The organism is Aquabacterium sp. (assembly GCF_035476535.1).
Taxonomy (GTDB): Bacteria; Pseudomonadota; Gammaproteobacteria; order Burkholderiales; family Burkholderiaceae_C; genus Pseudaquabacterium.
This window is the reverse complement of record NZ_DATILJ010000270.1, coordinates 14,477-40,034: the sequence shown is the minus strand read 5'-3', so window position 1 is coordinate 40,034 and position 25,558 is coordinate 14,477. Positions and strand designations below refer to the sequence as shown.

Here is a 25,558-nt window from a genome sequence, read left to right as displayed (position 1 = left end):
CGGCTTGAGCGCCGCCGACTTCGACGACGCGCTGCGCCAGATGCAGCCGTCGACGCTGGACTGGCTGCGCACCGTGCGCAATGTCGTCAAGTACGCCGGCGACGATGGCAGCTACAAGGATGTCGAGCAGTACCTGAAGCGGGTCAAATTGCTCTGAGCCGGTAGCCTCAGCCCGGCAGCGGCACGGTCACCCGCCGCGGATTGACGCCGGTGGCCGGGAAATCGACCATCGCGGCATCGAACAGCGGCCGCAGCACCGGCTCGGCACTGCTCTGCGAACCTTCGCTGCTGGCGCGGGCCTCGTAGAGCGGCTTGCCGCTGGCGCGTTCACGCACCAGCAAAGCCACTTCGCGCTCGTAGCGCGGCGATTCGAAGCGCAGCGAAGCCCCCCAGTACGGCCCGCGCCAGTAGCCATGGCGCCAGACACCGAAACCACCCGGCCACCACAGCGGGTCGTCCCAGGGTGAACGGTCGGCGCGCGAGACACGGGCGCCCACCTGCACCAGCAGGTCGGGCTGGCTGCCGGCCGATGCGGGCTTGAAGCCGGCGCGCTCCAGCGCCGGGCGTGCCGCGTCTTCGAGTCTCTGCTGCGCTTCGGCGCGCGCCTGCTGTGAAGGCAGGCGCTCGAAGGCATAGGTGCCGGCCTTCTGGCCGGCCGGCCAGTCGCCGTAGGTCGAGACATCGGCCGACAACTGATTGAAGGCCGCGCAGCCTGCCAGCAGCGCGCCGGCGGCCAGCCCGGACAGGACCAAGGTGGTGTTCAGTGCACGTCGATTCATGGCCTGATCCTCACTCGTCTCGGTGGATGCGCAGCGCCGTGCCGCCAGCGGGCGGGCCGCACGCTTCATCGTCATCGAAGGCCTTGTCGCCGGCGGCATCGGCCACGCCTGTCGGTGAGATCGTCGTGAACGGGAAGAGGTTCCGGTCCATCATGTGCGAGGGCACGATGTGGCCCATCGCATGCAGCATGTTGTCGGCCCGGCCCGGGTACTGGCGTTCCCATTCGCGCAGCATCTTCCTGATCTGCACACGTTGCAGGTTATCCTGGCTGCCGCACAGCGTGCACGGGATGATCGGGAATTCGCGGTGCACGGCCCAGCGCTCCAGGTCGGTCTCGGCCACATAGGCCAGCGGGCGGATCACTGTGTGCCGGCCGTCGTCGCTGACCAGTTTGGGCGGCATGCCCTTCATGCGGCCGCCGAAGAACATGTTCATCATCAAGGTCACCACCATGTCGTCGCGGTGGTGGCCCAGCGCGATCTTCGTGGCGCCCAATTCGCCGGCCACGCGGTACAGGATGCCGCGGCGCAGGCGCGAGCACAGCGAGCACATGGTCTTGCCCTCGGGCACCAGGCGCTTGACGATCGAATAGGTGTCCTGGTTCTCGATGTGGAAGGGCACGCCGCGGCGCGTCAGGTAGGCCGGCAGGATGTGCTCGGGAAAGCCGGGCTGCTTCTGGTCGAGGTTGACGGCGATCAATTCGAAGTTGATCGGGGCGCGTTCGCGCAAGCTGAGCAGGATGTCCAGCAGCGCATAGCTGTCCTTGCCGCCGGACAGGCAGACCATCACCTTGTCGCCTTCGCCGATCATGTTGAAGTCGGTGATGGCTTCGCCGACCTGGCGGTGCAGCCGCTTGCTGAGCTTGTTCAGCTCGTAAGCCTGTTTCTTCGCCGCCTTGTCCTCGAGCAAGCCGGCATCGACCACCGTGTTCATGACGCTTCCTTCATGCCAAATACCTCGCAACCCACCGCTTCGCAATCCGGGTAGACGTCGGGCTTCGCGGTCGACACGCGTGCGGCCCGCACCTGCGGGTGCGCCAGCATCAGCTTCAGCACGTCGTCGGCCAGGGTTTCCTGCAGGTGGATGTGGCCTTGCGAGACGCGCGCGGCGATCGAACGGCGGATGAAATCGTAGTCCAGGACCTCGTGCAGCTGATCTCGCGACGGTGTCGACAAGCTCAAGGGCACGTAAAGGTCGACGTTCATCAACACCCGCTGCTCGCCCTTCTTCTCGAAGTCGTGCACGCCGATGTTGATCCACACCTCGTACTCGCGCAGGAACAGGCGCCGGCAGTCCATCAGGCTGGGGTTGGTCAGGAGGCTGTGCATCAGGCGCCTTTCGCGAGGAACTGCACGTCGCGCGCTTGCGGCAGCAGGTGCTGGCCGCCGTCGACCAGCACGGTGGTGCCGGTGATCGCCGGCGATTCGAGCAGGAAGCGCACGGTGCGAGCGATGTCGGCCGCCGTCGACGAACGCTGCAGTGGCGTGAGTTGATGGGCGCGGGCGAACTCGTCGGACGTCATGGTGCCGGATGGCAGCGTGACGCCGGGCGCCACGCCGCATACCCGCAAGATCGGCGCCAGCGCCTGCGCCAGCATCGTCGTCGCGGCGTCGAGGGCCGCCTTCGACAGCGTGTACGACAGGTAGTCCGGGTTCGGGTTCACCAGCTTCTGATCGAGCAGGTTGACCACGCAGCCTTGCACGTCGCCTTGGGCCTGCCGCTCGACCAGGTGCTCGTGCAGCGCGCGGGCCAGCACGATGGCCGGCGCGGTGTTGGCGCGCCAATGGCGTTCCATCATGCCGACGGTGAAGCTGCCGACATCGTCGTACTCGAACAGCGACGCGCTGTTGACCACCGCATCGAGCCGGCCGCAGCGCAGCAGCACCGCGGGCACCAGTGCCTCGCAGGCGGCGGTGTCGGCCAGGTCGGCCTCGAAGACTTCGGCCTGGCCGCCGGCGGCCTGCACCTGCGCCGCGGTGGCCTGCGCGTCGTCGCGCGAATGGCGGCAGTGCAGCGCGACATCCCAGCCGTGGGTGGCCAGTTCGAGTGCGATCTCGCGGCCGATGCGCCGCGCCGCGCCGGTGACCAGCACCAGGGGTCGGGAGGAGGGTGTGGACATGCTTCCTACAATGCCGCGATGACGACGGCGAGCGAACCCGACAGTGTATCGAGCCGGCTGGCGGCCGTGATCCGCCGGGCCATCGCCCAGGCCGGCGGCTGGCTGCCTTTCGACCGCTTCATGGCCTTTGCGTTGTACGCACCGGGCCTGGGCTATTACGCCAACCATGCGCCGAAGTTCGGCACCATGCCGGCGTCGGGCAGCGATTTCGTCACCGCGCCGGAGTTGTCGCCGCTGTTCGGCCGCGCGCTGGCGGTGCAGCTGAAGCAGGCGCTGGTGGCCAGCGAGACCGATGCACTGATCGAGTTCGGTGCCGGCTCCGGAGCCCTCGCCGAGCACTTGCTCGACACCTTGGGCGATGCCGTGCGGCACTACCGCATCGTCGACCTTTCCGGCGTGCTGCGTGAACGCCAGCAGCAGCGCCTGGCGCGCTTTGGCGAGCGGGTGCAGTGGCTGGACAGCCTGCCCGAGCTCATCGACGGCGTGGTGATCGGCAACGAGGTGCTCGATGCGATGCCGGTGCAACTGCTGCACTGGGACGGCGCGGCCTGGTTCGAGCGCGGCGTGGCGCTGGACGGCGAGGCCTTTGCCTGGCGCGACGAACCGACGGCGCTGCGCCCGCCGCTCGACGCTGCGTTCGTGCCCGGCACCGTGACCGAAGTGCATGCACAAGCCGAGGCCTTCATCGCCACGCTGGCGCAGCGGCTGCGGCGCGGCGCGGCCTTCTTCATCGACTACGGCTTCCCCGAGGCCGAGTACTACTTGCCGCAGCGCCATGGCGGCACCTTGATGTGCCACCGCGCGCACCGCGCCGATCAGCAGCCGCTGGCCGGTGTGGGGCTGAAGGACATCACCGCGCATGTCAATTTCACCGGCATCGCACTGGCCGGGCAGGCGGCCGGGCTCGACGTGATCGGCTACACCTCGCAGGCGCGCTTCCTGTTCAACTGCGGCTTGCTGCCGCTGCTGGCCGATGCCGGCGTGGTCGAGCGGGCGATGGCGCAGAAGCTGATCACCGAGCACGAGATGGGCGAGCTGTTCAAGGTGATCGGCTTTGCCAAGGGTTGCGCGTTTGAGCCCCTGGGGTTCGCCGATGGCGACCGCATGCACCGGCTGTGAACGAGCAAAGGCCCCCCGGTGATTCGTTGGCTGATCGTCTTCCTGCTCGCATCACTGCTGTTCAGCGGCCTGCGCGGCTGGCTCGAGAAGATCGGGCTGGGCAAGCTGCCGGGCGATTTCCGCTTTCGCTGGCGAGGCCGGGAGTTTTATCTGCCCTTGGCGTCCAGCGTGTTGCTGAGCCTGCTGGCGATGCTGATCGGGCTGGTGATCTGATCGGCCCGGATCGGCGTGCTGCCTGTTGAATGAATATTAGATGAATTACGTGGCCAAACCGCTGTCGCGCACGGCCTGCGTGCGGGCCTGCTGCACCGCCTGGCCGATGGCCGGGCCGTTGCGGCCCTGGGCCAGCGCCTGCGCGGCGGCCGCGGCGGTGTCCACGGCGCGCGCGGCGTCCAGCGCCTGCTGCAGCCGGGGACGCTGGGGGTAGGGCTGGTCTTCCAGGCCCAGGCGCCCGCGGGCGTCGCACTCGCAGGCCAGCAGCAGTTCGGCGAAACGCTGCGGCCGGCGCCAGGCGTCGCAGCGGTCGAACAGCCGCACCAGGGCGGCGGCGTTGAGCTCGGCGCTGCGGTGGACGTTGCCGTGTTCGCGCGCGGCCAGTTCGGCCAGTTCGCGGCAATCGGTCGGCACGCGCCAGCGGTCGGAGACCCGCTGCGCGAGCTTCACGCTGCGCGCTTCGTGCGCGATGTGGCGGGGCCATTCTTCCTGCGGTGTCGTGCCCTTGCCGAGGTCGTGGCACAGGCAGGCGTAGCGCACGGTCAGCGGTGTCTGCAGGCGGGCGGCGCAGCGCAGCACCAGCAGCAGGTGCTCGCCGGTGTCGATCTCCGGGTGGTGCGCGGCGGGTTGCGGCACGCCCCAGAGTCGGTCGACCTCGGGCAGCAGGCGCGCCAGCGCGCCACTGTCGCGCAGCACCTGCAGCAGGCGGTCGGGCCGCGCTTCCATCAGCCCGCGCGACAACTCCTGCCACACGCGCTCGGGCACCAGTTCGTCGACCTCGCCGGCCGCGACCATCTGGCGCATCAGCTGCAGGGTTTCGGGCGCCACCGTGAACTCGGCGAAGCGGGCAGCAAAACGCGCCAGCCGGAGCAGCCGCACCGGGTCTTCGGCGAAGGCGTCGGAAACATGGCGCAGCACCCGCTGCTGGAGGTCGCGCTGGCCGTTGTAGGGGTCGATCAGCGCGCCGCTGTCCGGGTCTTCGGCGATGGCGTTGATCGTCAGGTCGCGGCGCGCCAGGTCCTCTTCGATCGTCACGTCCGGCGCGGCCTGGAACACGAAGCCGTGGTAGCCGCGGCCGGACTTGCGCTCGGTGCGGGCCAGCGCATGTTCCTCATGCGTCTGCGGATGCAGGAAGACCGGGAAGTCGCGGCCGACCGGTGTGTAGCCCGCGGCCAGCATCGCCTCGGGCGAGCTTCCGACGACGACCCAGTCGCGGTCGTTGACCGGCAGGCCCAGCAGCCGGTCGCGCACCGCGCCGCCGACCACGTAGCGCTTCATGCAGGCGGCCGGAGCGGACAGTTCATGGCAACTCGCCGTTGACCGGCGCTGTGCTGTCGCGTGGCCCGATCGGTGCGCCCAGGCGCGCCTTCAACACCGGCGGCTGCTTGTTCAGCACCGCGGCATAGACGCTGGTGTTGGACAGCACTTTCTTGACGTAGTCGCGCGTTTCGTTGAACGGGATGTTCTCGGCCCAGGCCGCGGCTTCGAGCACCGGGCCTTCGCGCCAGCGGCGCGGCCGGCCCGGGCCGGCGTTGTAGGCCGCGGCGGCCAGTGCCTGCGAGCCGGACAGGTCGTCGAGCACCATCTTCAGGTAGCTGGTGCCGAGCCGGAGGTTGGTCACCGGGTCGTTGATCTGCTCGGGCCGGGCCGGATTGACGTCCATGCCGACCTTCTTGGCCACCCAGCGCGCGGTGGCCGGCATCAGCTGCATCAGGCCGGTGGCCCCGGCACTGGAGCGCAGCTGGGACATGAAGCGCGTTTCCTGGCGGATCAGCCCGAACACGAAGGCCGGCTCCAGGCCCGCGGCGCCGGCGGCGGCGTGGATCTCGTTGGCAAAGGGCATCGGGTAGCGCGTGGCCACGTCGATGTCGTCGCGGGTGCGGTCGCTGGTGTTGATGCACAGCTGCCAATCGCTGGCGTCGCAGGCCAGGCGTGCGGCGGCCTGCAGGTCGCGGTCGGCCATGCCACGCAGCGTGAAGTTCCATTCCCGCCGGGCCTCGTCGCGCAGGCCCAGTTCGGCCAGCTTCATCGCCCGTGCCAGGCCTGGGGTGGTGCGCGCGGCATCGCGTTCCGCCGCGCTGAGCGGCAGCGGCGCCGGCGGCAGCGCCAGCGGCTGGCCCAGGTCTTCGGCGGCCAGCTGCCCATAGAAATGCAGCGGACCGGCAATCGATTCGAGCAAATGGCGTGCTTCGGCACGCTGGATGTCGCCTTCGGCCGTGCCGTCGCGGGCGGTGGCCTGGAGTGCACGGGCCTTCCAGTACGCCCAGGTCGGCTCGGCCTGCAGCGCCGGGCTCATCACGCCCACCTGGCGCAGCAGCAGCGGCCAGCGCTCGCGTGCCGCCGGTATGCGCAAGGCACTGCGTGCACCCCAGACGATGGTTTCATCGCTCCAGCCCGGCGCCGCGGCTTCGGCCGCCGGCATCACCGCCCAGGCACGGCGATAGTGGGCTGACGCATCGGCCGACAGCTTGAAGGCCGCCTGCCTGCCGATATAGGCCCAGGCCCAGGCCGCCTGAGCCGGTGACAGCAGGTGGCTGCGTTCGCCCAGCAGCGTGGCGGCTTGTTCGCTGTCGCTGGCGGCCAGGCGCATCAGCGCCAGCAGTCTCAGCTCCTGCCGCTGTGCCGGCGCCGGGCCGGTCTCCCGCAGCAGGTACTTGGTCGGATTTTCCAGCGCATCGCTGGCCGCACGGTCGACCGCATTGCCGAGCAGGCCGATCGCCGCCTTGGCCGCCGCAGGCCGATTGGCCTCGACCGACAGTCTGGCCTTGCGCCAGACATCGTCGCTGCGGAAGCGCTTGCCATCGACCATCGCCGTGGCCAGCATGTTGCAGCCATCGTCCAGCTCACGCTGCGCGAACCAGGCGCTGCGGGCGGCGTCGCGCACGTCGCGGCCGGCCAGGTGCTCGGTCAGCAGCCACCAGCAGCTGACTTCGCGGTCATCGTTCATGCGAAAGCGCGGGTAGTCGCGGGCGATCGCCGGCCAGTCCCGGCGGCGGCCGAGTTCGAGCAGCCAGTCGTTGCGCAGCCGGTCTTCGACATAGCTGCCGGACCAGCGCGTGTAGAAGGCCTCGACCTCGTCGACCTTCAGTTCGGACAGGCGGGCGTTGAGGTCCCAGTACTCGACCCAAGGCGTCAGCGGGTGCTGGGCCGCCTGGGCCGTGGCGCGGGCCGCGGCCAGGCGGCTGCGGTCGCGCTTGCGCACGGCGTCGCGGGCCTCGAGGATGGTGGTGTCGCCGTTCAGCGGCTGTGCGGCCAGCGGTGCAGCGAGGCTCAGCACACACAGGCCGAGCAGCAGGGGTCGGGTCACTAAACTCAAAAAGGAACGGCCAGGCATCACGGCAGCAATCGGGGCGCGGCGCACCGCCAAGACACTGTAACGCAGCACCGGCCGCGGCGATGACCGGCGCGGCGGGCTGCTGCCCGGCGCCGAGCGTTATGGCACGTTCAGGTGCGTGTCGTGCGATACGGCTCTTCGAACGCCAGGAAGTCCTGCTCGGCCAGCGCGTCGCGGATCCAGGCGTTGACGCCCGGGCTCGCCACCACCTGCGCCATGTAGGCACTGACGGCCTCCGGCACCGGCAGCGCGTAGCTGCGCAGGCGCATCACCACTGGCGCGAAGTAGGCGTCGGCGATGGAGTAGTCGCCGAACAGATAGGGGCCGCCGCTGGCCGCCAGCGCGTCCATCCACATCGCGATGATGCGGGCCAGGTCGATGCGCACGCCGGGCTGTTCGGCCATCACCTTCGCGCCGACGGCGGGCAGCGTGGCTTCGATGTTCATCGGACAGTGGCTGCGCAGCGCGCCGAAGCCGGCGTGCATCTCGGCGCACAGGCTGCGGGCGCGGGCGCGGTCGGCCGCGTGGTGCGGCCAGAGTTTGCGATCGGCGTATTTCTCGCCCAGGTACTCGGCAATCGCCAGCGTGTCCCAGACCACCAGCGAATCGTCCACCAGCAGCGGCACACGGCCCGTCGGCGACAGCTTGGAGATGGCCTGTTTGAAGCGTGAGTCCGGCTCGAAGCCGTCGAAACGCAGCATCACCTCGTCGAACGGAATGCCGAACTGCCGCATCAGCACCCAGGGGCGCATCGACCAGGAGGAATAGTTCTTGTTGCCGATGTACAGCTGCATGTCGGATCCGAAGTGCTTCAAGCGAAGGGCCCGCTATCGTAGGTGCAGCACGAGCCCTCGGGGGTGAGGCTTTTGCATCACTGCGATGCCTGGCCCTCATGGGCCATCGCGGCGCGGGTGTGTGCGGCCTCGCTGCGTACCCAGTCGGCAAAGGCTTGCAGGGCAGGGCGCAGCCGGGCCTGCGGCAGCAGGATCAGCCAGTAGCTGGCATCGCCGGCCAAACGGCCTGCGGGGCCGAAGGGCTCGACCAGTTCACCGCGGGCCAGCAGCTCGTGCACCATCGGCATGCGGGCCAGTGCGATGCCCTGGCCGGCCAGTGCGCCCTGCACCTGCTGGTGGGTGTAGTTCAGGTAGATCCATCGCCGCGGCTCCAGCTGCGGTTCGCCGTGCAATTGCAGCCAGCGCCGCCAGCTCAGCGAAAACGCGCTGGGCCGGTGGTCGTCTTCCTCCAGCAGCGCATGGCCGGCCAGGTCGGCGGCCTGGCGCAAGGGGGCAGCGCTGCCGTTGCGGCTTTGCTCCACGAGCCAGGGGCTGGTCATCGGCGACAGCATTTCGCCGAACATCGGCTCGGCATGTGCCGGCACGTTGTGCGGGTAGTCGTAGCGCAGCAGCAGGTCGACTTCGGGATCGTCCATGTCGACCAGCTTGTCGCTGGCCGACAGGCGGATGTCGATGTCCGGATGCAGCGCCTGAAAGGCCGCCAGCCGCGGCATCAGCCACAGCGTGGCGAAGGACGCGAAGGTCGACACGTTGACATGCTGGCGGCCACGCGCAATGCGCAGCTGGCGCACCGTGCGGTCGATGCGCTCGAGCGAGGGCGACACCGCCTGCTCCAGCGCTGCGCCGGCAGCCGTGAGCTCCACCTTGCGTGTGCCGCGGTTGAACAGCGAGGCGCCGATCTCCTCTTCCAGCGACTTGATCTGCCGGCTGACCGCCGATTGCGTGAGGTACAGCTCTTCGGCCGCGGCGCTGAAGGACAAGCGGCGCGCCACCGCCTCGAAAGCCCGCAGCCCGTCCAGGGAGAGTGGCCGCTGGCGATGGGTATTCATATCAAATTCGCATGAATGGGGGTTGTCAATAGCATTGGACCACAGAGGTCATGAGGCCGATCATTGCGGGTATCTACTGAGGGGTACGACATGAGCAAGCTGCATCAATCGACGAGTTGGCAAGTGCTGGATCGGCAGCCGCGCGAGGTCCATCTGACCAGTGTGTTGCGCCTGCAGGCCCGCCGTTCGGGCTGGCTGGTGGTGCAAGGCGGTCAGGTCTGGCTGACGCGGGATGGTGGTGGTGACGACCATGTGCTGGGCCGCGGCGAGCAGTTCTGGCTGCAATCCGGCGAAAGCCTGGTGATCGAGCCCTGGCAGACCGGCGGCAGCGCGCAGCTGGGCTGGCAGCTGGGCAGCGAAGCCAGGGTTCAGCGCCCGGCCTTGCGTCGGGAAGCGGCCGGCGCCGGCGTGGCTGCGGTGGCCTGGCGCGGCCTGGCCGTCGTCTTGCGGGGTGCCGCTGGGCGCTTGCTGGCCGCGGCGCGCAGCGCCGAAGCCATGGCCAGCCGGCCCCAGGGCAGCATCAGGGCTGGCGATTCCATCGCGTCCTGCGGCGCGGTCCAGTAGGCCATCACGATGCGCTGCCCGTCGCGGGTGGCGTAATCGAAGGGTTGGCAGCCGGCGGCCTGGAACTGGCTGCGTGTGCTGTCATCGGTTTTCAGGTACAGCGTGTCGCTGATGATCAGGGCCAGGAACAGATCATCGACATAGAGGCCGTGGCCACCGAACATGCGCCGCGCCCGGGCGTGGCCGAGCGGGCTCAGCAGTTCCAGGCAGTGGGTGACGAATTCGGCATCGGCAGAAGACATGGCGGGCAGTGTAGATCTGCAGCGTGGCCCACCTCGGGCCACAATCCGCACCATGACCTCCACCTACCGCTTCAGCTTCGAGCCGTCACGCGACAAGGGCACGCTGCGCAAGCAGCTGCAGGCCGAGCGGCAGGCGATGGTCGATCGCCACCAGCGTGCGGTGCACTTGCAGGAAGTGCTGCGGGTATGGCTGGTGTCGCGGCCCGAGCGCACCATCGGCGCGTACTGGCCGATCAAGGGCGAGTTCGACGCGCTGCCGGCGCTGTTCCGCTGGAGCGAGGCCGAAGGCGTTCGCCGTATCGGCCTGCCGGTGATCAACCGCGAGACCAAGCAGCTGCGCTTCCATGTCTGGTACCCGGGCTGCCCGATGGAAGAAGACGCCTTCGGCATCCCCAAGCCCAAGGACACCGAGTCTTTCGAGCCCAAGCTGCTGCTGGTGCCTTGCGTCGGCTTTGGCCCCAAGGGCGTGCGGCTCGGCTATGGCGGCGGCTTCTACGATCGCACCCTGGCGGCCCTGACGCCGCGGCCCTATACGGTGGGCGTCGGCTACTCCCATGGCTTCATCCCGTGGCTGGAGGGCGAAGCGCACGATGTGCCGCTCGACGCGATGCTGACCGACGACGGCGTGGCCTGGCAGCGGGAAGACTGAGGGTCGCGCGCCAGCGACCCCTGGATTCAGCCGGCTCAGGCCGCAGCGAGCATCGCCGCCGGCACCTGGTGGTTCTGCCCGCCACGCTGCGCGATCTTCAGCGCGCCGACCTGGTTGCCCAGCCGCACGCAGCGTTCCAGCGCCCAGCCCTGCGACAAACCGTGCAGCAGCGCGCCGCGGAAGGCATCACCGCAGCCGGTGGGGTCCAGCACTTCGGTGGCCGCCACCCCCGGCACATGCAGGCGCACGCCGTTTTGCCACAGGTCGCAGCCCTCGGCGCCCAGCGTGACGATCACGCCGCGCAGGTTGGGCTGGCGGGACAGCGCCTCCAGCGTCGTGCCCATGCGTTCGCACAGCATGTGGCCCTCATAGTCGTTGACGGCGACCCAGCTGGCCAGTTCGGTGAAACGGCGCAACTCGGTGCCGTCGAACAGCGGCAGGTTCTGCCCGGGGTCGAACATGAACGGGATGCCGGCGGCGGCCAGTTGTTCGATGTGCAACTGCATCGCCTCGCGGCCGTCGGGCGCCACGATGGCCAGTTCGATATCGCCGCGCCCGCTGGGAATGTCGGTGGTGTGGGCCAACTGCATCGCACCCGGGTGGAACGCGGTGATCTGGTTGTTGTCCTGGTCGGTGATGATGATGCACTGCGCGGTATAGGTCTCACTCGCCTGCAGCACGCAGGAGGTGTCCATGCCGAAGCCTTGCAGCCGCTGCAGGTAGTCGCCGCCGTCATTGCCGATGGCGCCCTTGACCAGCGGCTTGCCGCCCAGCAGGTACAGCGTGTAGGCGATGTTGCCGGCGCAGCCGCCGAATTCACGCCGCAGCGTGGGCACCAGGAACGAGACATTCAGGATGTGCACCTTGTCCGGCAGGATCTGCTGCGCGAAGCGTCCCGGGAAGTTGGTGATGGTGTCGAAAGCGAGCGAGCCGCAGATCAAGACGGACATGGTGGGTAGGGCCTGGGGCTGGCCGGTTGTGGGCGGAGGGGGACTTCAGGGGTAGAACAGTTCGACCGTGTAGCCGGTGATGCGCTTGTCGCCGGTGGCCAGCAGGGTTTGCAGCGGCACTTCCTGCCCGGCCTCGATGACCGGCGGCAGCCCGAGTTCCATGCCTTGCAGCACGCGCCGCACCACCAGCTTGCCGGCCGCATCGGTCAAGGACAGATCCAGGGCCGGGGCCTGCAAGGCCGTCTCGGCGCGGTTGTGCAGCACCACCGACAGGCGGTACAGCGCGGCACCGTCGACACGGGCCAGGCCGCTGGAATCGACCGACAGCCGGTCGATGCGGCGCAAGGGCTGCACGCGGCAGCCGCTGAGCTGGCACAGGGCCAGCAGCGCCGGACGTGCGGCGGGCAGGTGCGCGGCCAGCAGATCGCGGTTGGCCAGCGCCAGTTGCGTGACCAGCAGCACTCCCAGCAAGACGCTGGCCACGGCCAAGCCGGCGCGCACCGGCGTGCGGCGCCAGAACGCGGCACGCTCGGCGGCCTGCACGAACTGCGGCGCCGGCCCGGGTTCGACCGGCGCCTGCGCTGCAGCATCGGCGGTCGATTCGCTGCTGAAGTTGACGATGGCGCCAGGCTCATCGTCGAAGGGCATCGTCGTAGCCGCCGAGGGTTCGGACAGCGGCTCGTCCTCGGGCGACAAGGCGGGCTGCTCGTCGAAGGCGACGTTCTCGGGCACACCGGGCGAGATGAAGTCGGCGTCGTAGTCCGGGCCATCCAGGCGTTGATGCCCCGACACATGCGCTGTCTCGAAGCGCGCGGTGGTGGTGGTGGCCGCGCCGCTTTCGGCGTCGATGTCGCAGAGGTTTTCCAGCGCGTTGAACACCGCCGAACAGCGGCCGCAGCGCACCCAGCCTTCGGAGACCTTCAACTGATCCTGCACGACACGGAACACCGTGCCGCATTCGGTGCAGCGGGTCGCGAGGCTCATTCTTGAATCATGCCACGCCGGGCGCGGCGGTCTGCTTGCGGGCAGTCATCAGGATCCAGCCGTCCTCGCTGTCGCTCACTTCCAGCGCTAGCCAGGGGGCGTAAGCGGTCTTCAGCTCATCGGCCTGGCGCTCCAGGATGCCGGCCAGCACCAGGTCGCCGCCCGCGGCCACATGGCCGGCGAGCAGCGGCGCCAGCAGCTTCAGCGGCGTGGCCAGGATGTTCGCCAGCACCAGCGGGTAGACGCCTTGGGCGGCATCGGGCAGGCCCGCTGCCAGCGTGACGCCATTGGCCGCCGCATTGGCGCGGGTCGATTCGACCGCGGCCTCGTCGATGTCCACGGCGTCGATCGCCTGTGCGCCGTGCAGCGCCGCGCCGATCGCCAGGATGCCGGAGCCACAGCCGTAGTCGAGCACCCGCGGCCATGGCGCGGCGTGGGTGGCGATCCAGCGCAGGCACATGCGCGTGGTCGGGTGCGTGCCGGTGCCGAAGGCCAGGCCGGGGTCCAGCCGGATGACCTGGCGCGCGACGGCCGGGGCTTCATGCCAGCTGGGCACGATCCAGAAGGCCGGCGTGATCTCGACCGGCGCGAACTGCGATTGCGTCAGCCGCACCCAGTCCTGCTCGGCCACTTCGCGCAGCGCGGCGATGGCCAGGCCCGTGGCCCAGTCCTGCGCCAACAGCAGCGTGGCCGCTTCGGTGGCCGCGGTTTCACTGTCGAACAGGGCGGTGACCCGGGAATGCTGCCAGCCGGCCTGAGGCGCCGGCATGCCGGGTTCACCGAACAGCGCGCGTTCGGCCTCGGTGCCGGCGTCGGCATCCTCGACCGACACCGACAAGGCTTCCAGCTCGTCTGACAAGGCCTCCGAGACCGTTTCGACCAGGCTCTCCGGAACGCTCAGAACCAATTCATGCATGCTGCTACGCCCGCCTCACCGCTTGTGTTGGCCCAACCAGCCTTCGAGGTAATGGATCGACGTGCCACCTTCGATGAACTTGGCGTCGGCCATCAACTCGCGGTGCAGCGGGATGTTGGTCTGGATGCCTTCGACGACCGTTTCCGATAGCGCGGTGCGCATGCGCGCCAGCGCCTGCTCACGCGTGTCCCCGTGCACGATGATCTTGCCGATCATCGAGTCGTAGTTCGGCGGCACCATGTAGTTGGTGTAGGCATGCGAATCGACACGCACGCCCGGCCCGCCGGGCATGTGCCACATCGTGATGCGGCCCGGCGAGGGCGTGAACTTGTACGGGTCCTCGGCATTGATGCGCACCTCGATGGCATGGCCGCGCAGCTGGATGTTGCGCTGCGTGAACGGCAGCTTCTCGCCGGCGGCGACGCGGATCTGCATCTGCACGATGTCGATGCCGGTGACCCACTCGGTGACCGGGTGCTCTACCTGCACGCGGGTGTTCATCTCGATGAAATAGAACTCGCCGTTCTCGTACAGGAACTCGAAGGTGCCGGCGCCGCGGTAGCCGATCTTCTTGCAGGCCGCCGCGCAGCGATCGCCGATGCGCTCGATCGTGCGGCGCGGCACGCCCGGTGCCGGCGCTTCTTCGATGATCTTCTGGTGACGGCGCTGCATCGAACAATCCCGCTCGCCCAGCCAGACCGCGTTCTTGTGCTGGTCGGCCATCACCTGGATTTCGATGTGGCGCGGGTTTTCGAGGAACTTCTCCATGTACACCGCCGGGTTGCCGAAAGCGGCGCCGGCTTCGGTGCGGGTGGTCTGCACCGCGTTCAGCAGTGCGGCCTCGGTGTGCACGACACGCATGCCGCGCCCGCCGCCGCCGCCCGAGGCCTTGATGATCACCGGATAACCCACCGCACGAGCGGCCTGGATGATGGCTTTCGGGTCGTCCGGCAGTGCGCCTTCGGAGCCCGGCACGCAGGGCACGCCGGACTTGATCATGGCCTGCTTGGCCGAGACCTTGTCGCCCATGATGCGGATCGATTCGGGCGTCGGGCCGATGAAGGTGAAACCGCTCTTTTCGACCCGTTCGGCGAAGTTGGCGTTTTCGGACAGGAAGCCGTAGCCGGGGTGCACGGCTTCAGCATCGGTGACCTCGGCGGTCGAGATGATCGCCGGCATGTTGAGGTAGCTCAGTCCCGAGGGCGCCGGGCCGATGCACACCGCCTCGTCGGCCAGCTTGACGTACTTGGCCTCGCGGTCGGCCTCGGAGTACACCACCACCGACTTGATGCCCATTTCGCGGCAGGCGCGCTGAATCCGGAGGGCAATTTCGCCTCGATTAGCGATGAGAATTTTTTTGAACATGGTGCCCTCGGCTCAATCGCCCTTGCAGGCTACGCCTGCCGGGCAATGTGGCTGCGCCGCAAGGCCTGCGGCCTTGTCCCCCCGGTTGGCAATGAGAATCTTCTTGAACATCGGATGCGGCCGCTGGTTATTCGATGACGAACAGCGGTTGGCCGAATTCGACGGCCTGGCCGTTTTCCACCAGCACCTTGGTGACCGTGCCGGACTTGTCGGTTTCGATCTCGTTCATGATCTTCATGGCTTCGATGATGCAGATCGATTCGCCTTCCTTCACCGCCTGGCCCACTTCGGCCAGCGGCTTGGAACCCGGGCTGGAGGAGCGGTAGAAGGTGCCGACCATCGGTGACTTGACGATGTGGCCGGTCTCGGCGGGCGGCGCAACAGGGCCGGCGGCCACCGCCGGCGCCGCTACCGCCATGGCCGGCGCGGCAGCCTGCATCATCACCGGAGCCGAGGCCACGAGAGGCCGTGGATCGGCCTTGACGATGCGCACCTTGCCGTCGGCTTCGGTGATCTCCAGCTCCGAGATGTTCGATTCCGACACCAGGTCGATCAGGGTCTTGAGCTTGCGCAGATCCATGCGACGCACTCCTCGTTCAGTTTTTCGGTTTGGGCCGCCAGCTGCGCTGTATTTGCAGGCATCAGCGTTCAAAGGACGGCGATTGTGGCACATCATGCGCGACGCGCCTGCGTTGCGCAATGGCCTGGCGGGAAACGCCGAGCAAAATCGACTTGCGCGGCGTTGATGCAGAGATCCGGTCAGTATCGCGTCAATTGCTGAAACTTGGAATCAAACCTGGCGCGACCAATCAATCAGCTCGGCATAGCTGGTTTCGCCCATCTTGCGCTTCACGATCTGGCCCTTGGCATTGATCATCACGCTGAAGGGCAGGGCGCCTTGCAGGTTGCCCAGCAGGTGGACCAGGTCGGTGCCGTCCAGGCCGGCCAAGCCGATCGGGAAACCCAGTTTCACCCGTCGCAGGTACTCGCGCACGGGGGTCGGCCCGTCGATGGCCAGACCGATGACCTGGCCCTGCTGCTTGGCGAAGGCCTGGTGAAAGCGGTCGATCTCGGGCAATTCCTTGATGCAGGGGGCGCACCAGGTGGCCCAGAAGTTGATGAGCAGCGGCTTGCCGCGCAACTCGGCCATCACCAGTTCACCGCCTTCGGGCCGCTCGAAGCGCATCGTCCACATCTCGGCAGGCGAGGCGGCCGCAGCCGTGGCTCCGCTGTGCCACCAGGCCAGTCCGCCGCCGGCGAGACCGGCTGCTGCGCCCAGCGTGGCGGTCAAAGCGCTGCGGCGGTTCATGCGGACGTCTCCAGCGGCACCAGGCGGCGCAATGCAGTGGCATCGCCCCGCCAGCTGCGGCCCTGCGCATCGCCTTTCAGCGCGCCGCGCAGGTCGTCATGATCAAGGATGTTCAGGTGCACGGTGACCAGCTCGTTCAGCGGCGCGCAGCGCACACCCAGGCTCAGCACCGACTGTTCACCGCCGCGGCCATCGGAGCGGGACGCAGTGTCGTAGTCCAGGCCCAGGTTGATCAGCGCGATCTCGGCGGACTTGGAATCGTCGCAGTACAGGTCAAGCTGGACCGCGGACAGGCGTGTCGCCGTGCCACGCCAGACCGCACCTGCCAGGTGCGGCCGGAACTCGGCCAGCCGCTCCATCCAGTGCAGCGCCAGCTGGCGCAGGGCCAGCAGTTCCTGCGGCTGGGTGTCGGCACAGAACAGCTCGATGTAGGCCCGGACTTCGTCTTCCACCGCCTCGTTGCTGGGCAGTTCGGCCGGGCGCACGCTGTGCCTGCCCAGCGCCCGGGCGGCCTTGCGCTTGGCCGGGCCGTATTCCATGCCGTCCTCGACCACCAGGCGCGCGGCGCTGGCGGCAATTTCGGCGGTCAGCGACGCGTTCATCGGCGGATTGTAAGAAAGTCGGACAGCACTGCGGCGGTCAGGGCACGTCGATGGCCGACATGCGTGCGGCAATCGTCGCGGCACGGCCCTGCACGTAGGCCGAGGACGGATTCTTCTCGAAGCGCTTGGGCGCCGGCAGCATCACCGCCAGCCGGGCGGCACTGTAGGCATCGAGCCGCTGCGCGTCGGTGCGGAAGTAGTGCCGTGCGGCAGCCTGCGCACCGAACAGGCCTTCGCCCCATTCCACGCTGTTCAGGTAGATCTCCAGGATGCGCTGCTTGGACAGCAGGGTCTCCAGCGCCAGTGTCAGCACCAGTTCCTGCATCTTGCGCGGCAAGGTGCGCTCACCGGAGAGGAACAGGTTCTTGGCCAGTTGCTGGCTGATGGTCGAGCCGCCGATCAGCTTGGGCGGCCGGGCCGCGGCCTTGGGGTTGGCGGCGATGCGTTTCTCAGCTTGCGTCTGGCGGCGCTGGTTCTTGTCCCAGGCCTTTTCGATGGCATCCCATTCGATGCCGCTGTGCTCGGTGAAGCCGGCATCCTCGCTGGCGATCACCGCGCGCTTGAGGTGCGGCGACAGCTGGGCGTCGTCCACCCACTGCTGGCTCCAGCGGATGCGCTGCTGCTCGCTCAACAGGCGCCAGGCCTCGCTGCGCTGGAAGGTGGTGGATTGCGGATCGATCACGAGCATCAGCGCGATGCGAAGCAGGAAGTAGGCCTGCAGCGACAGCGCGCACAACAGCAGCAGCGCGAAGCCGCGCCACAGCGTACCGCCCAGCGAGTGCTTCATCGCGGGCCTGCCAGACGGGCGCGTAGCGCGGCCAGTGCCGCCGCGGCGTCGGGCCGCACGCCGCGCCAGACGAAGAAGGCCTCGGCCGCCTGCTCGACCAGCATGCCCAGGCCGTCGCGTCCGCGTGCGCCATGGGCGTCGGCCCAGGCCAGGAAGGGCGCGGCGGCCGGGCCGTACATCATGTCCAGCGCCAGCGCGTCGGGCGCCAGCGTGCGCGGGCTCACCGGCACCGCCGCGCCGCCCAGGCTGCTGGCGCTGCTGTTGAGCAGCACGTCGTAGGTCTCGCCGCAATCGTCCAGGCCGGTGGCGCGGAGCGTCACGCCGTGCTGGTCGGCGAGCGGCTGATGGCGCCGCGCCAGTTCCACTGCCCGCGCCGGCGTGCGGTTGGCCACCGTGATGGCCCGTGGCGCCGCGGCGATCAGCGGCCCGAGCACACCCGACGCTGCGCCGCCGGCACCGACCAGCAGCACCCGCAACCCGGCCAGCGCGACGCCCGCACCCTGCTGTACATCGCGCACCAGGCCGATGCCGTCGGTGTTGTCGGCGAACCAGCCGTCGTCATCGAAGCGCAGCACGTTGGCGGCCTGCGCCAGCGCTGCCCGCTCGCTGACCCGACGGGCCAGCGGGATGGCCAGGAACTTGAACGGCACCGTGATGTTGCAGCCACGCGCCGGCCCGCGGCCGGCCGCCGCATCCGCGCTGGCGATGAAGGCCTGGACGCTGGCCTGGAAGCCATCGAGCGGGCACTCGATTCGGCCGTATTCGATGGGCTCGCCGGTTTGCCGCGCGAATTCGGCGTGGATGAAGGGCGACTGGCTGTGCGCGACCGGATTGCCGAGCACCGCGTAACGGTCACTGAGGGAGTCATGAACGGCGTCACGACGGGAAGCAGAAACAGTCATCGCGGGGCGGTGCTGAGAGTGGTTTCAAGGCCGTCTTCCCGCGTGAAGCGGAAGCGGGAGGTGACGACGATCTGGTCGGCCTGCTGGCGCATCGCGCCGCTGAACGAACCATACGGCGCGGCGGCGCGAACGATGGCCACCGCGCGCTTGTCGAGCTGGCGGTTGCCGGAGCCGCGCACGACCTCGGCCTCGACGACGCGGCCGCGTGCGTCGACAGTGACGTTCATCGTCAGCTCGCCATACAGCTTGCGGCCGCGGTATTCGGGGAAGTCGCGGGTGCCGCGTTCCTCGATGCGGCGGCGCAGCTGGTCGTAATACAGCGCATAGACCTCCTCGCGCGTGGCCGGGCTGATGTAGCGTTTCTTCGGCCGGGCGTTTTCTTCATTGATGCGTTTTTCGATCTCGGCCAGCAGCTTCAGCAGCTGGCGGCGGCGCTCTTCCTGGTCGCGTTCCTTGGGCGTGCCGGCGTCGCGCTGCGGATCGGGCGGCGGCAGCATCGCCACTTCGCGCCGCACCTGGGCCAGCAGTTGCTGCTGCTGTTCCTGCAGCGTGTCGACACGGCGGCGGGCGTCGTCGCTGGCGTCGCCGATCTCGGCCTGCGCGGTGGCCGGCAGCGGCGAGGTGGCGCGGCCTTCGGCGACGTCGCCGCCGCCGGCCAGCGCGGCCTGGGCGATCACCTGGGCTTTGGTCGGCACCTCGTTGGAACGGGCGTTGACCAGCGTCACCTCCAGCGGCGTCTCGGTGAAGATGCGGCTGAAGGCCTCCGGGTCGATGAAGCGCAGCGTCAACAAACCCGCGTGCACGGCTGCCGAAAACAGCAGCGCAGCCTGCAGCGTGCTCAGCCGGGTGAGCCGACGCCACATGGCAGGGTCAGGCCGTCGGCGCCGCGGGTTCGTCGGCAGGTGCTTCGGTGACCGCGCTGCCGCTCGCGTCGGCGTCGCCGACATCGATGGCCAGCGCCAGCGGCGCAGCGGCCTCGGCCTCGTCGTCGGACTCTTCCTCCGCCGTGGCCGGCAGCGCTTCATCCAGCCGCGCGGCCAGCGTGGCGTGCAGGTCCAGCGTCAGCGCATCGCTGCCGGTCAGGCGCACCCGCACATGGGTGCCGCGCGGCAAGTTGTCGCAGCCCAGCGCCTTGAACACCAGCGGCAGGTTGTCGGCGCGCACCAGGCCCTCTTTCAGCACCGTGGCATTCAACTCGGTGACGGCGTTCTGCTCCAGCCAGCGCAGCGCCCAGAAGCGCTCGATGGCATGCTGGAAATCGTTGTACGCGCTGTAGGCGGCATCGAAGGACGAGATCACCGAAAACAGCGTCGCGTCCTTGGGCTTGAACGGCGCGGCCAGCGCGGCGGTGCGGCCATGGCGCGTGCTGGCAATGATCTGCCACTGGTTGACCAGGTCGACATAGCGCCGCAGTGGCGACGTGGCCCAGGTGTATTGCGGCACGCCCATGCCGGCATGCGGCGCCGGTTTGACGCCCATGCGCACCTTGATGCCCGGCGCCAGGCTGGCCTGGCTGCGGTAGATGCCCGGCACGCCGCAGTCGGCCAGCATGCCGCCCCAGTGGCTGTTGGCCAGGATCATCGCCTCCGAGACGATCAAGTCCAGCGGCGCACCGCGGCGCCGCTCGGTGATGCGCACGGTCTCGCTGCCGTCGGGCTCGGCCGTGTTGCCGTCGAGGCGGAAGTTGTAGTCCGGCCGGTTGAAGTTCTCGGGCTTGCCGCGCACCACTTCGCGCTTGGCCTTCAGGTGCCGGGCCAGGCGGAAGGTGAAGGCCAGTTCCTGCGCAAACAGGTACTCGGCCACCGCCTCGCCGGTCAGCGCGGCTTCGGTGACGACCTCGTCCAGCTGGTCGTGGCGCAGGTTCGCGGCGATCGGTACCCGTTCCAGCCTGGTCTCGGTGCCGCGCACTTCCAGCGTGGCTTCGTCGAAGCTGACATACAGGCTCACCGCCGGGCAGTCGCGGCCTTCGATCAGTGTGTAGGCCTGCACCACTTCGTCGGGCAGCATGGTCAGCTTCCAGCCGGGCATGTAGACGGTGGACAGGCGCTCGCGCGCCACCTTGTCGATCGGCGAGTCGGGCAGCACCGCCAGGCCGGGCGCGGCAATGTGCACGCCGAAGATCACCGTGCCGGTGCCCAGGCCGTTGACCGACAGTGCATCGTCGATCTCGGTGGTCTGCGAATCGTCGATCGAAAACGCCTGTACCGGCGCCAGCGGCAACTCGTCCTTGATCGCCGGTGCGGCCAGGGGCGGGAAGCCGGTGCCCTTGGGGAACTGCTCGAACAGGAAGCGCCGCCAGTGGAATTGGTAGGGCGACGAAATCGCGCCGGCGCCTTTCAGCAAGTCCAGCGGCTGGCGTTGCGCGCGGCGCGCGGCTTCGACCACGGCCTTGTACTCGGGGCCGTTCTTGTCCGGTTTGAAGAGGATGCGGAACAACTGTTCCTGCACTGGCGCTGGGCACTGACCGGCTACCAGCTCGGCGGCCCAGGCGTCGATCTGCGCGGCGACCTGCTGCTTGCGTTGGATGGCCAGCAGCGCAGCCTTGACGATGTCTTCGGGCGCCTTCTTGAAGCGGCCTTTGCCGGCGCGGCGGAAGTAGTGCGGCGCGTCGAACAGCCGCAGCAGCGCCGCGGCCTGGTGCTCCGGCCCGGCCTTGGCGTCGAAATAGTCGCGTGCCAGGTCGGCGAAGCCGAATTCACCTTCGGGGGCGAATTCCCAGGCCAGGTCGAGGTCGATCTCGGCACTCAGCGCATGCGCGCGGGCCATCAACTCCGCCGGCAGCGGCTTGTCGAAGCGCAACAGCACGTTGGCGGATTTCACTTTGACGCGTTTGCCGGAATCCAGCTCGATCTGCATCGAGGCCTCGGCATCGGACATCACGCGGCCGGCGAGGAATTTGCCGGCGTCATCAATCAGGGCGTAGCTCACCGGGGCGATTGTCCCATCGCGCGGGCTTCAGCTCCCGGTTCGTCGTTCGGCGCCGTCATGCGAGGTGCAACTGCTGCAGCACCCAGGGCAGGTGTGCATCGAAGTCCGACAGGCCGTGGTCGCTGCCTTCGAGCAGGCGGATGCTGGCGCCGGGGTAGCGGCCGCTCATCTCGCGCCAGTCCAGCACTTCGTCGCCCTTGGCGATCAGTGCGGCGTAGCGTTCGGGGCGGGTGATCGCCGGCACCGTCAGCGCACGCAGTTCATCGATGTACTCGGCGCGGAAGTCGAAACGGTCCTGCGGTGCATGGAAATAGCTGAGCTCGCCGACGTACGGCGCCAGATCGCGGGCCGCCTGCACGGCGGGGTTCAGCAGCAGCGCGCGGCAGCCGCGGGCTTCGGCCAGCGCGGTGGCATAAAAGCCGCCGAGCGAGCTGCCGACCACGGCCATCTGCTCGGCGGGCCAGCCGGCAGTGACCTCGTTGATCAGCTGCCAGGCGGCGGACGGGGAGGGTGGCAGCTGCGGCGCGCACCACAGCACATCGGGCCGGTGGGCCTGCAGCCAATCCTGCAGGCGGCGTGACTTGAAGGACTGCGGCGACGAACGAAAGCCGTGCAGGTAGAGCAGATGCGTCGTCGGCATGGTCGGACGGCGGATCAGCCCAGCGCCTTCAGCAGCTTGTCGTGGATGCCGCCGAAACCGCCGTTGCTCATCACCAGCACATGGTCCCCCGGTTTCGCGGCCTTGACCACCGCGGCGACCAGCTTGTCGACGCTGTCGGTCACCACGGCCTGCGAGCCCATCGGCGCCAGCGCTTCCGCGGCGTCCCAGCCGTAGTTGCCCTGCAGGCAGAAGCTCAGGTCGGCTTCCTCCAAGGACCAGGGCAGCTGGGCCTTCATCGCGCCCAGCTTCATGGTGTTGCTGCGTGGCTCGAACACCGCCAGGATGCGCTGCAGGCCGACCTTGCGGCGCAGGCCGTTGACGGTGCTGCGCATGGCGGTCGGGTGGTGCGCGAAGTCGTCGTAGACCTTGATGCCACGCGCTTCGCCGCGCAGCTCCAGCCGGCGGCGCACGCCCTGGAAGCTGGCCAGGGCCTTGCCGGCGACATCGGGTGCGACGCCGACATGCTCGGCCGCGCCGATCGCCGCCAGCGCATTCAGCTGGTTGTGTTCACCCAGCAGCGGCCAGTCGACGCGGGCGATCTTCAGGCTGCCGCGCAGCACGTCGAAGGCATGCGGCTCGCCGCGTGCGCGCAAGGCGCCGGGTTCTTCCTTGCGCGCGCCGAAGCGCTGTACCTCGCTCCAGCAGCCGCGCGCCAGCACGCGGCCCAGCGCTTCTTCACGCGCATTGACGACCAGCCGGCCCGAGGCCGGCACTGTGCGCACCAGGTGATGGAACTGGGTTTCGATGGCGGCCAGGTCGGCAAAGATGTCGGCGTGGTCGTATTCCAGGTTGTTCAGGATCGCGGTGCGCGGCCGGTAATGCACGAACTTGCTGCGCTTGTCGAAGAACGCGGTGTCGTATTCGTCGGCTTCAATGACGAAGTACCGGCCCACGCCCGCGGCGACGCGGGCATCGTCGGGACCCAGGCGCGCCGAGATGCCGAAGTTCTGCGGCACGCCGCCGACCAGGAAGCCCGGCTGCAGGCCGGCCTGTTCCAGGATCCAGGTCAGCATCGCGGTGGTGGTGGTCTTGCCGTGCGTGCCGGCAACGGCCAGCACGTGGCGGCCGGCCAGCACATGGTCGGCCAGCCATTGCGGCCCGCTGGTGAAGGGTGCGCCGGCATCGAGCAGCGCTTCGATCAGCGCATTGCCGCGCGTCATGGCGTTGCCGATGACGAACATGTCGGGCTTCAGCGCCAGCTGGTCCGCCGTGTAGCCTTCGCTCAACTCGATGCCGAGGGCGCGCAGCTGATCGCTCATCGGCGGGTAGACGTTGGCGTCGCAGCCGGTCACGCGATGGCCGGCTTCGCGCGCGATGGCGGCCAGGCCGCCCATGAAAGTGCCGCAGATGCCGAGGATGTGGATGTGCATGGCTGAAGATTCTAGGAGCCGGTATCCGCGCCGACCGCGCCGCCGCGGCGATCACGTTGACAATCACCGGGATGGCAAGCTGGATCGTCGGCCACCCCTGGGTCTACCCCGCGCTGGAGGTGTTGCACATCGTCGGCATCGCGCTGCTGGTGGGCAACCTGGTGCTGCTGGAGTTGCGGGTCTGGGGTGCCGGCGCGGCACTCGCGGTGCCGGCGCTGGCGCGATTGGCGCTGCCGGTGGCCTTGGCCGGCTTCGGCCTGATCGCCGCCAGCGGCGTGCTGATGTTCGCCGGCCAGGCCGCCGAGCTGTTGTCCAACCGGGTGTTTGTGGTCAAGATGGGCCTGGTCATGGTGGCTGGCTGCAACGCGGCGCTGTTTCATGCCCGCCATGGCCTGCAGCGGCTGGACCGCGCCGCGCGGGCGCAAACCGCGCTGTCGCTGGGGCTATGGATCGCGGTCATCATCTGCGGCCGGTGGATTGCCTACCGCTGATCCACCCGCTGAACCACCCCATTCACGCGAGGTCCTTATGCAACGTCGATCCCTGTTGGTGTGCGCCGCCGGGCTGAGCAGCGGGCTGGCCCGCGCCCACCATGGCTGGAGCAGCTTCGATCAAACCCGTCCGATCTACCTGGAAGGCAAGGCCGGCAAGGTGGCCTGGCGCAACCCGCACGTCGAGTTGGAACTGGAGCTGTCGGCAACGCTGGCCCTGCCGGCCGACCTGAAGCAGCGCGCTCTGCCGGCGCAATCGGCGCCGGTGGAGGGGCCGCAACTGCTGGCCGCGGCCGTGCTGCCGACCCGCAAAGACAAGCGCTGGGAGATCGAGTTCGCGCCGCTGACGCGCATGCAGGCCTGGCAGGTCCCCGAAATCAAGGTCGGCGACAGCCTGGCGGTGCTGGGCTTCACCTTCCACGGCGAAAAGGGCGAGGCCGTGCTGCGCGCCGAATACCTGTGGTTCGGCGGCAAAACCTACGCGCTGCGCTCCTCTCCTGCCTGATCAGGCCTCGAAGCCCTGACGGCCGGACCATTCTTCGCCAGGGGCCACGCGCACGGGGTGGCCGATGCAGGCGGCTTCGACGCACAACATCCGCAGCCAATCGTCGTCCGGCAGGTCGGCCAGCGACTTGGCCTTGTCCGGGCCGGGGTTCCACACCACGGCGTCGGCAAACCCCTCGGTTTCGATGCTCATGCGGCCCATGGCGGTCGACAGCGACAGCGGCCCGGTGGTGTCGAAATAGATGCGGTCGATCTCGCCGACAAAACTCTGCGGGTCGATCTCGTGGCGCTGTTCCTGGCCGCTGAGGCTGTCCAAGTAGCGCAGGCCATACAAGCCGCCCAGGCGTGCCCGGCGCACATCGTCGCAGCGCAGGTAGGTGTGCAGCGCGGTGGTGAACGCAATCGTCGAGTCGCCGGTGTTGGTGACGGCCAGTTCCACGTCCAGCCGCAGGCCCGACAGGCTCAGGCTCAGCTCGGCTTCGAAGCGGTGTGGCCACAGCGCGCGCGTGGCTTCGTCGTCGCCCAGGCGCAGCACGCCGATGACATGGCCCCCGCGGGTCACACCTTCGACCCATTGCCAGGCGCGGTTGCGCGCGAAGCCGTGGCGCGGCAGCGGCCCGCGCTTTTCGAACTGCGGAAAGATCACCGGAATGCCGCCGCGCACCGCCTGGCCCTCGCCGGCCACGGCCTGCGGCGACAGGTACAGGCGCTCGACATCGCCGGCCGGTATCCACGACACGATGTGCGCGCCGTGCAGCAGCACGGTGGCCTGCGCGCCATCGGGCGCGCGCAGCCGCATCGCCGGCTGGCCGAGCACCTGTACCGGCTCGATCATCGGCGGACCTCATGGCCGAGGCGGGCAGGGGGAGCGGGGACGTTCCAGAGAATGACTGCTTGCATGGCGCCGATTATTCACCGCCCCCGGC

The 25,558-nt window shown here is 68.7% G+C and carries 28 protein-coding genes and 1 pseudogene; 6 read left to right on the top strand and 23 right to left on the bottom strand.

Features of this window, described 5'->3' with window-relative positions; all coding sequences use genetic code 11:
* Positions 1-167: 167 nt before the first annotated feature.
* The 4 genes from VLK61_RS26860 to VLK61_RS26845 are packed head-to-tail and all read right to left on the bottom strand — an operon-like array spanning position 168 to position 2,899.
* Positions 168-779, bottom strand: coding sequence for a DUF4136 domain-containing protein (locus tag VLK61_RS26860; protein ID WP_325425804.1), 612 nt, complete (start codon positions 777-779; stop codon positions 168-170).
* A gap of 10 nt (positions 780-789) precedes the next feature.
* A complete protein-coding gene (gene ttcA / locus VLK61_RS26855) occupies positions 790-1,713 on the bottom strand; it encodes a tRNA 2-thiocytidine(32) synthetase TtcA (RefSeq protein WP_325425802.1) in 924 nt (307 codons plus the stop codon).
* Positions 1,710-2,108, bottom strand: coding sequence for a dihydroneopterin aldolase (locus VLK61_RS26850; protein WP_325425800.1), 399 nt, complete (start codon positions 2,106-2,108; stop codon positions 1,710-1,712). Before VLK61_RS26850 ends, ttcA begins: the two co-directional genes overlap by 4 nt.
* Positions 2,108-2,899: an SDR family oxidoreductase gene (locus tag VLK61_RS26845; protein ID WP_325425798.1), complete on the bottom strand. Its 792-nt coding sequence runs from the start codon at positions 2,897-2,899 to the stop codon at positions 2,108-2,110. Before VLK61_RS26845 ends, VLK61_RS26850 begins: the two co-directional genes overlap by 1 nt.
* An 18-nt stretch (positions 2,900-2,917) precedes the next feature.
* Here VLK61_RS26845 and VLK61_RS26840 point away from each other — a divergent pair, with 18 nt between their 5' ends.
* Together VLK61_RS26840 and VLK61_RS26835 are read left to right on the top strand one after the other, a co-directional pair.
* Entirely contained in the window at positions 2,918-4,018 is a 1,101-nt protein-coding gene (locus tag VLK61_RS26840) for a class I SAM-dependent methyltransferase (protein ID WP_325425796.1), read from the top strand.
* Positions 4,019-4,036: 18 nt separating this feature from the next.
* A complete protein-coding gene (locus tag VLK61_RS26835) occupies positions 4,037-4,231 on the top strand; it encodes a DUF2905 family protein (RefSeq protein ID WP_325425794.1) in 195 nt (64 codons plus the stop codon).
* 45 nt (positions 4,232-4,276) lie between these two features.
* Here VLK61_RS26835 and VLK61_RS26830 read toward each other — a convergent pair whose 3' ends face one another.
* The 4 genes from VLK61_RS26830 to VLK61_RS26815 form a co-directional block, all read right to left on the bottom strand.
* Positions 4,277-5,509, bottom strand: coding sequence for a multifunctional CCA addition/repair protein (locus VLK61_RS26830; RefSeq protein WP_325425792.1), 1,233 nt, complete (start codon positions 5,507-5,509; stop codon positions 4,277-4,279).
* A 22-nt stretch (positions 5,510-5,531) separates the two neighbouring features.
* Complete coding sequence (locus VLK61_RS26825) at positions 5,532-7,538, bottom strand: transglycosylase SLT domain-containing protein (RefSeq protein WP_325425790.1); 2,007 nt, start codon at positions 7,536-7,538, stop codon at positions 5,532-5,534.
* A 137-nt stretch (positions 7,539-7,675) separates the two neighbouring features.
* Entirely contained in the window at positions 7,676-8,359 is a 684-nt protein-coding gene (locus tag VLK61_RS26820) for a glutathione S-transferase family protein (RefSeq protein ID WP_325425788.1), read from the bottom strand.
* 77 nt (positions 8,360-8,436) lie between these two features.
* Positions 8,437-9,408 carry a LysR substrate-binding domain-containing protein gene (locus tag VLK61_RS26815; protein WP_325425786.1) on the bottom strand — a complete coding sequence of 324 codons (972 nt, stop codon included), beginning with the start codon at positions 9,406-9,408 and terminating at the stop codon, positions 8,437-8,439.
* A 90-nt stretch (positions 9,409-9,498) separates the two neighbouring features.
* Between VLK61_RS26815 and VLK61_RS32290 the strand changes: the two are divergent.
* Positions 9,499-9,711 (top strand): annotated as a pseudogene (locus VLK61_RS32290) (DUF2917 domain-containing protein); the annotation flags it as partial.
* A gap of 65 nt (positions 9,712-9,776) precedes the next feature.
* On the opposite strand, the gene VLK61_RS26810 reads toward VLK61_RS32290, so the two are convergent.
* Entirely contained in the window at positions 9,777-10,214 is a 438-nt protein-coding gene (locus VLK61_RS26810) for a TfoX/Sxy family protein (protein ID WP_325425784.1), read from the bottom strand.
* Between the two features lie 52 nt (positions 10,215-10,266).
* On the opposite strand from VLK61_RS26810, the gene VLK61_RS26805 reads away from it, so the two are divergent.
* On the top strand, positions 10,267-10,863 hold the full coding sequence (locus tag VLK61_RS26805; RefSeq protein WP_325425782.1) for a 5-formyltetrahydrofolate cyclo-ligase: 597 nt from the start codon (positions 10,267-10,269) through the stop codon (positions 10,861-10,863).
* A gap of 35 nt (positions 10,864-10,898) precedes the next feature.
* Here the strand turns inward: VLK61_RS26805 and VLK61_RS26800 are convergent, their stop codons facing one another.
* The 13 genes from VLK61_RS26800 to mpl form a co-directional block, all read right to left on the bottom strand.
* Complete coding sequence (locus tag VLK61_RS26800) at positions 10,899-11,813, bottom strand: carbohydrate kinase family protein (protein ID WP_325425780.1); 915 nt, start codon at positions 11,811-11,813, stop codon at positions 10,899-10,901.
* 45 nt (positions 11,814-11,858) lie between these two features.
* Positions 11,859-12,797 carry a zinc-ribbon and DUF3426 domain-containing protein gene (locus VLK61_RS26795; RefSeq protein ID WP_325425778.1) on the bottom strand — a complete coding sequence of 313 codons (939 nt, stop codon included), beginning with the start codon at positions 12,795-12,797 and terminating at the stop codon, positions 11,859-11,861.
* A 7-nt stretch (positions 12,798-12,804) separates the two neighbouring features.
* A complete protein-coding gene (prmA, locus tag VLK61_RS26790; protein ID WP_325425776.1) occupies positions 12,805-13,713 on the bottom strand; it encodes a 50S ribosomal protein L11 methyltransferase in 909 nt (302 codons plus the stop codon).
* Positions 13,714-13,728: 15 nt separating this feature from the next.
* Complete coding sequence (accC, locus tag VLK61_RS26785) at positions 13,729-15,078, bottom strand: acetyl-CoA carboxylase biotin carboxylase subunit (protein WP_325425774.1); 1,350 nt, start codon at positions 15,076-15,078, stop codon at positions 13,729-13,731.
* Between the two features lie 127 nt (positions 15,079-15,205).
* On the bottom strand, positions 15,206-15,658 hold the full coding sequence (gene accB / locus VLK61_RS26780; protein WP_325425773.1) for an acetyl-CoA carboxylase biotin carboxyl carrier protein: 453 nt from the start codon (positions 15,656-15,658) through the stop codon (positions 15,206-15,208).
* Between the two features lie 210 nt (positions 15,659-15,868).
* On the bottom strand, positions 15,869-16,387 hold the full coding sequence (locus VLK61_RS26775) for a TlpA family protein disulfide reductase (RefSeq protein ID WP_325425771.1): 519 nt from the start codon (positions 16,385-16,387) through the stop codon (positions 15,869-15,871).
* Positions 16,384-16,989 carry a hypothetical protein gene (locus VLK61_RS26770; protein ID WP_325425769.1) on the bottom strand — a complete coding sequence of 202 codons (606 nt, stop codon included), beginning with the start codon at positions 16,987-16,989 and terminating at the stop codon, positions 16,384-16,386. The genes VLK61_RS26775 and VLK61_RS26770 overlap by 4 nt, the downstream gene beginning before the upstream one ends.
* 37 nt (positions 16,990-17,026) lie before the next feature.
* Positions 17,027-17,776: a monofunctional biosynthetic peptidoglycan transglycosylase gene (gene mtgA, locus VLK61_RS26765; RefSeq protein ID WP_325425767.1), complete on the bottom strand. Its 750-nt coding sequence runs from the start codon at positions 17,774-17,776 to the stop codon at positions 17,027-17,029.
* Positions 17,773-18,678, bottom strand: coding sequence for a shikimate dehydrogenase (gene aroE / locus VLK61_RS26760; RefSeq protein WP_325425765.1), 906 nt, complete (start codon positions 18,676-18,678; stop codon positions 17,773-17,775). The genes mtgA and aroE overlap by 4 nt, the downstream gene beginning before the upstream one ends.
* Complete coding sequence (locus VLK61_RS26755; RefSeq protein WP_325425763.1) at positions 18,675-19,541, bottom strand: energy transducer TonB; 867 nt, start codon at positions 19,539-19,541, stop codon at positions 18,675-18,677. Before VLK61_RS26755 ends, aroE begins: the two co-directional genes overlap by 4 nt.
* Before the next feature lie 7 nt (positions 19,542-19,548).
* Positions 19,549-21,555 (bottom strand): ribonuclease catalytic domain-containing protein, encoded by a 2,007-nt coding sequence (locus tag VLK61_RS26750; RefSeq protein WP_325425810.1) that lies wholly within the window; start codon positions 21,553-21,555, stop codon positions 19,549-19,551.
* Between the two features lie 106 nt (positions 21,556-21,661).
* Positions 21,662-22,246, bottom strand: a complete 585-nt coding sequence (locus VLK61_RS26745; protein ID WP_325425761.1) for a YqiA/YcfP family alpha/beta fold hydrolase — start codon at positions 22,244-22,246, stop codon at positions 21,662-21,664.
* A 14-nt stretch (positions 22,247-22,260) separates the two neighbouring features.
* Positions 22,261-23,637, bottom strand: a complete 1,377-nt coding sequence (gene mpl, locus VLK61_RS26740; protein WP_325425759.1) for a UDP-N-acetylmuramate:L-alanyl-gamma-D-glutamyl-meso-diaminopimelate ligase — start codon at positions 23,635-23,637, stop codon at positions 22,261-22,263.
* 71 nt (positions 23,638-23,708) lie between these two features.
* Between mpl and VLK61_RS26735 the strand changes: the two genes are divergently transcribed.
* The gene (locus VLK61_RS26735; RefSeq protein ID WP_325425757.1) at positions 23,709-24,128 is read left to right on the top strand and encodes a hypothetical protein; all 420 of its coding nucleotides are present in this window, start codon (positions 23,709-23,711) and stop codon (positions 24,126-24,128) included.
* Positions 24,129-24,165: 37 nt separating this feature from the next.
* Entirely contained in the window at positions 24,166-24,633 is a 468-nt protein-coding gene (locus VLK61_RS26730) for a DUF6152 family protein (protein ID WP_325425755.1), read from the top strand.
* On the opposite strand, the gene VLK61_RS26725 is transcribed toward VLK61_RS26730, so the two are convergent.
* The gene (locus VLK61_RS26725; protein ID WP_325425753.1) at positions 24,634-25,467 is read right to left on the bottom strand and encodes a D-hexose-6-phosphate mutarotase; all 834 of its coding nucleotides are present in this window, start codon (positions 25,465-25,467) and stop codon (positions 24,634-24,636) included.
* Between the last annotated feature and the right edge of the window lie 91 nt (positions 25,468-25,558).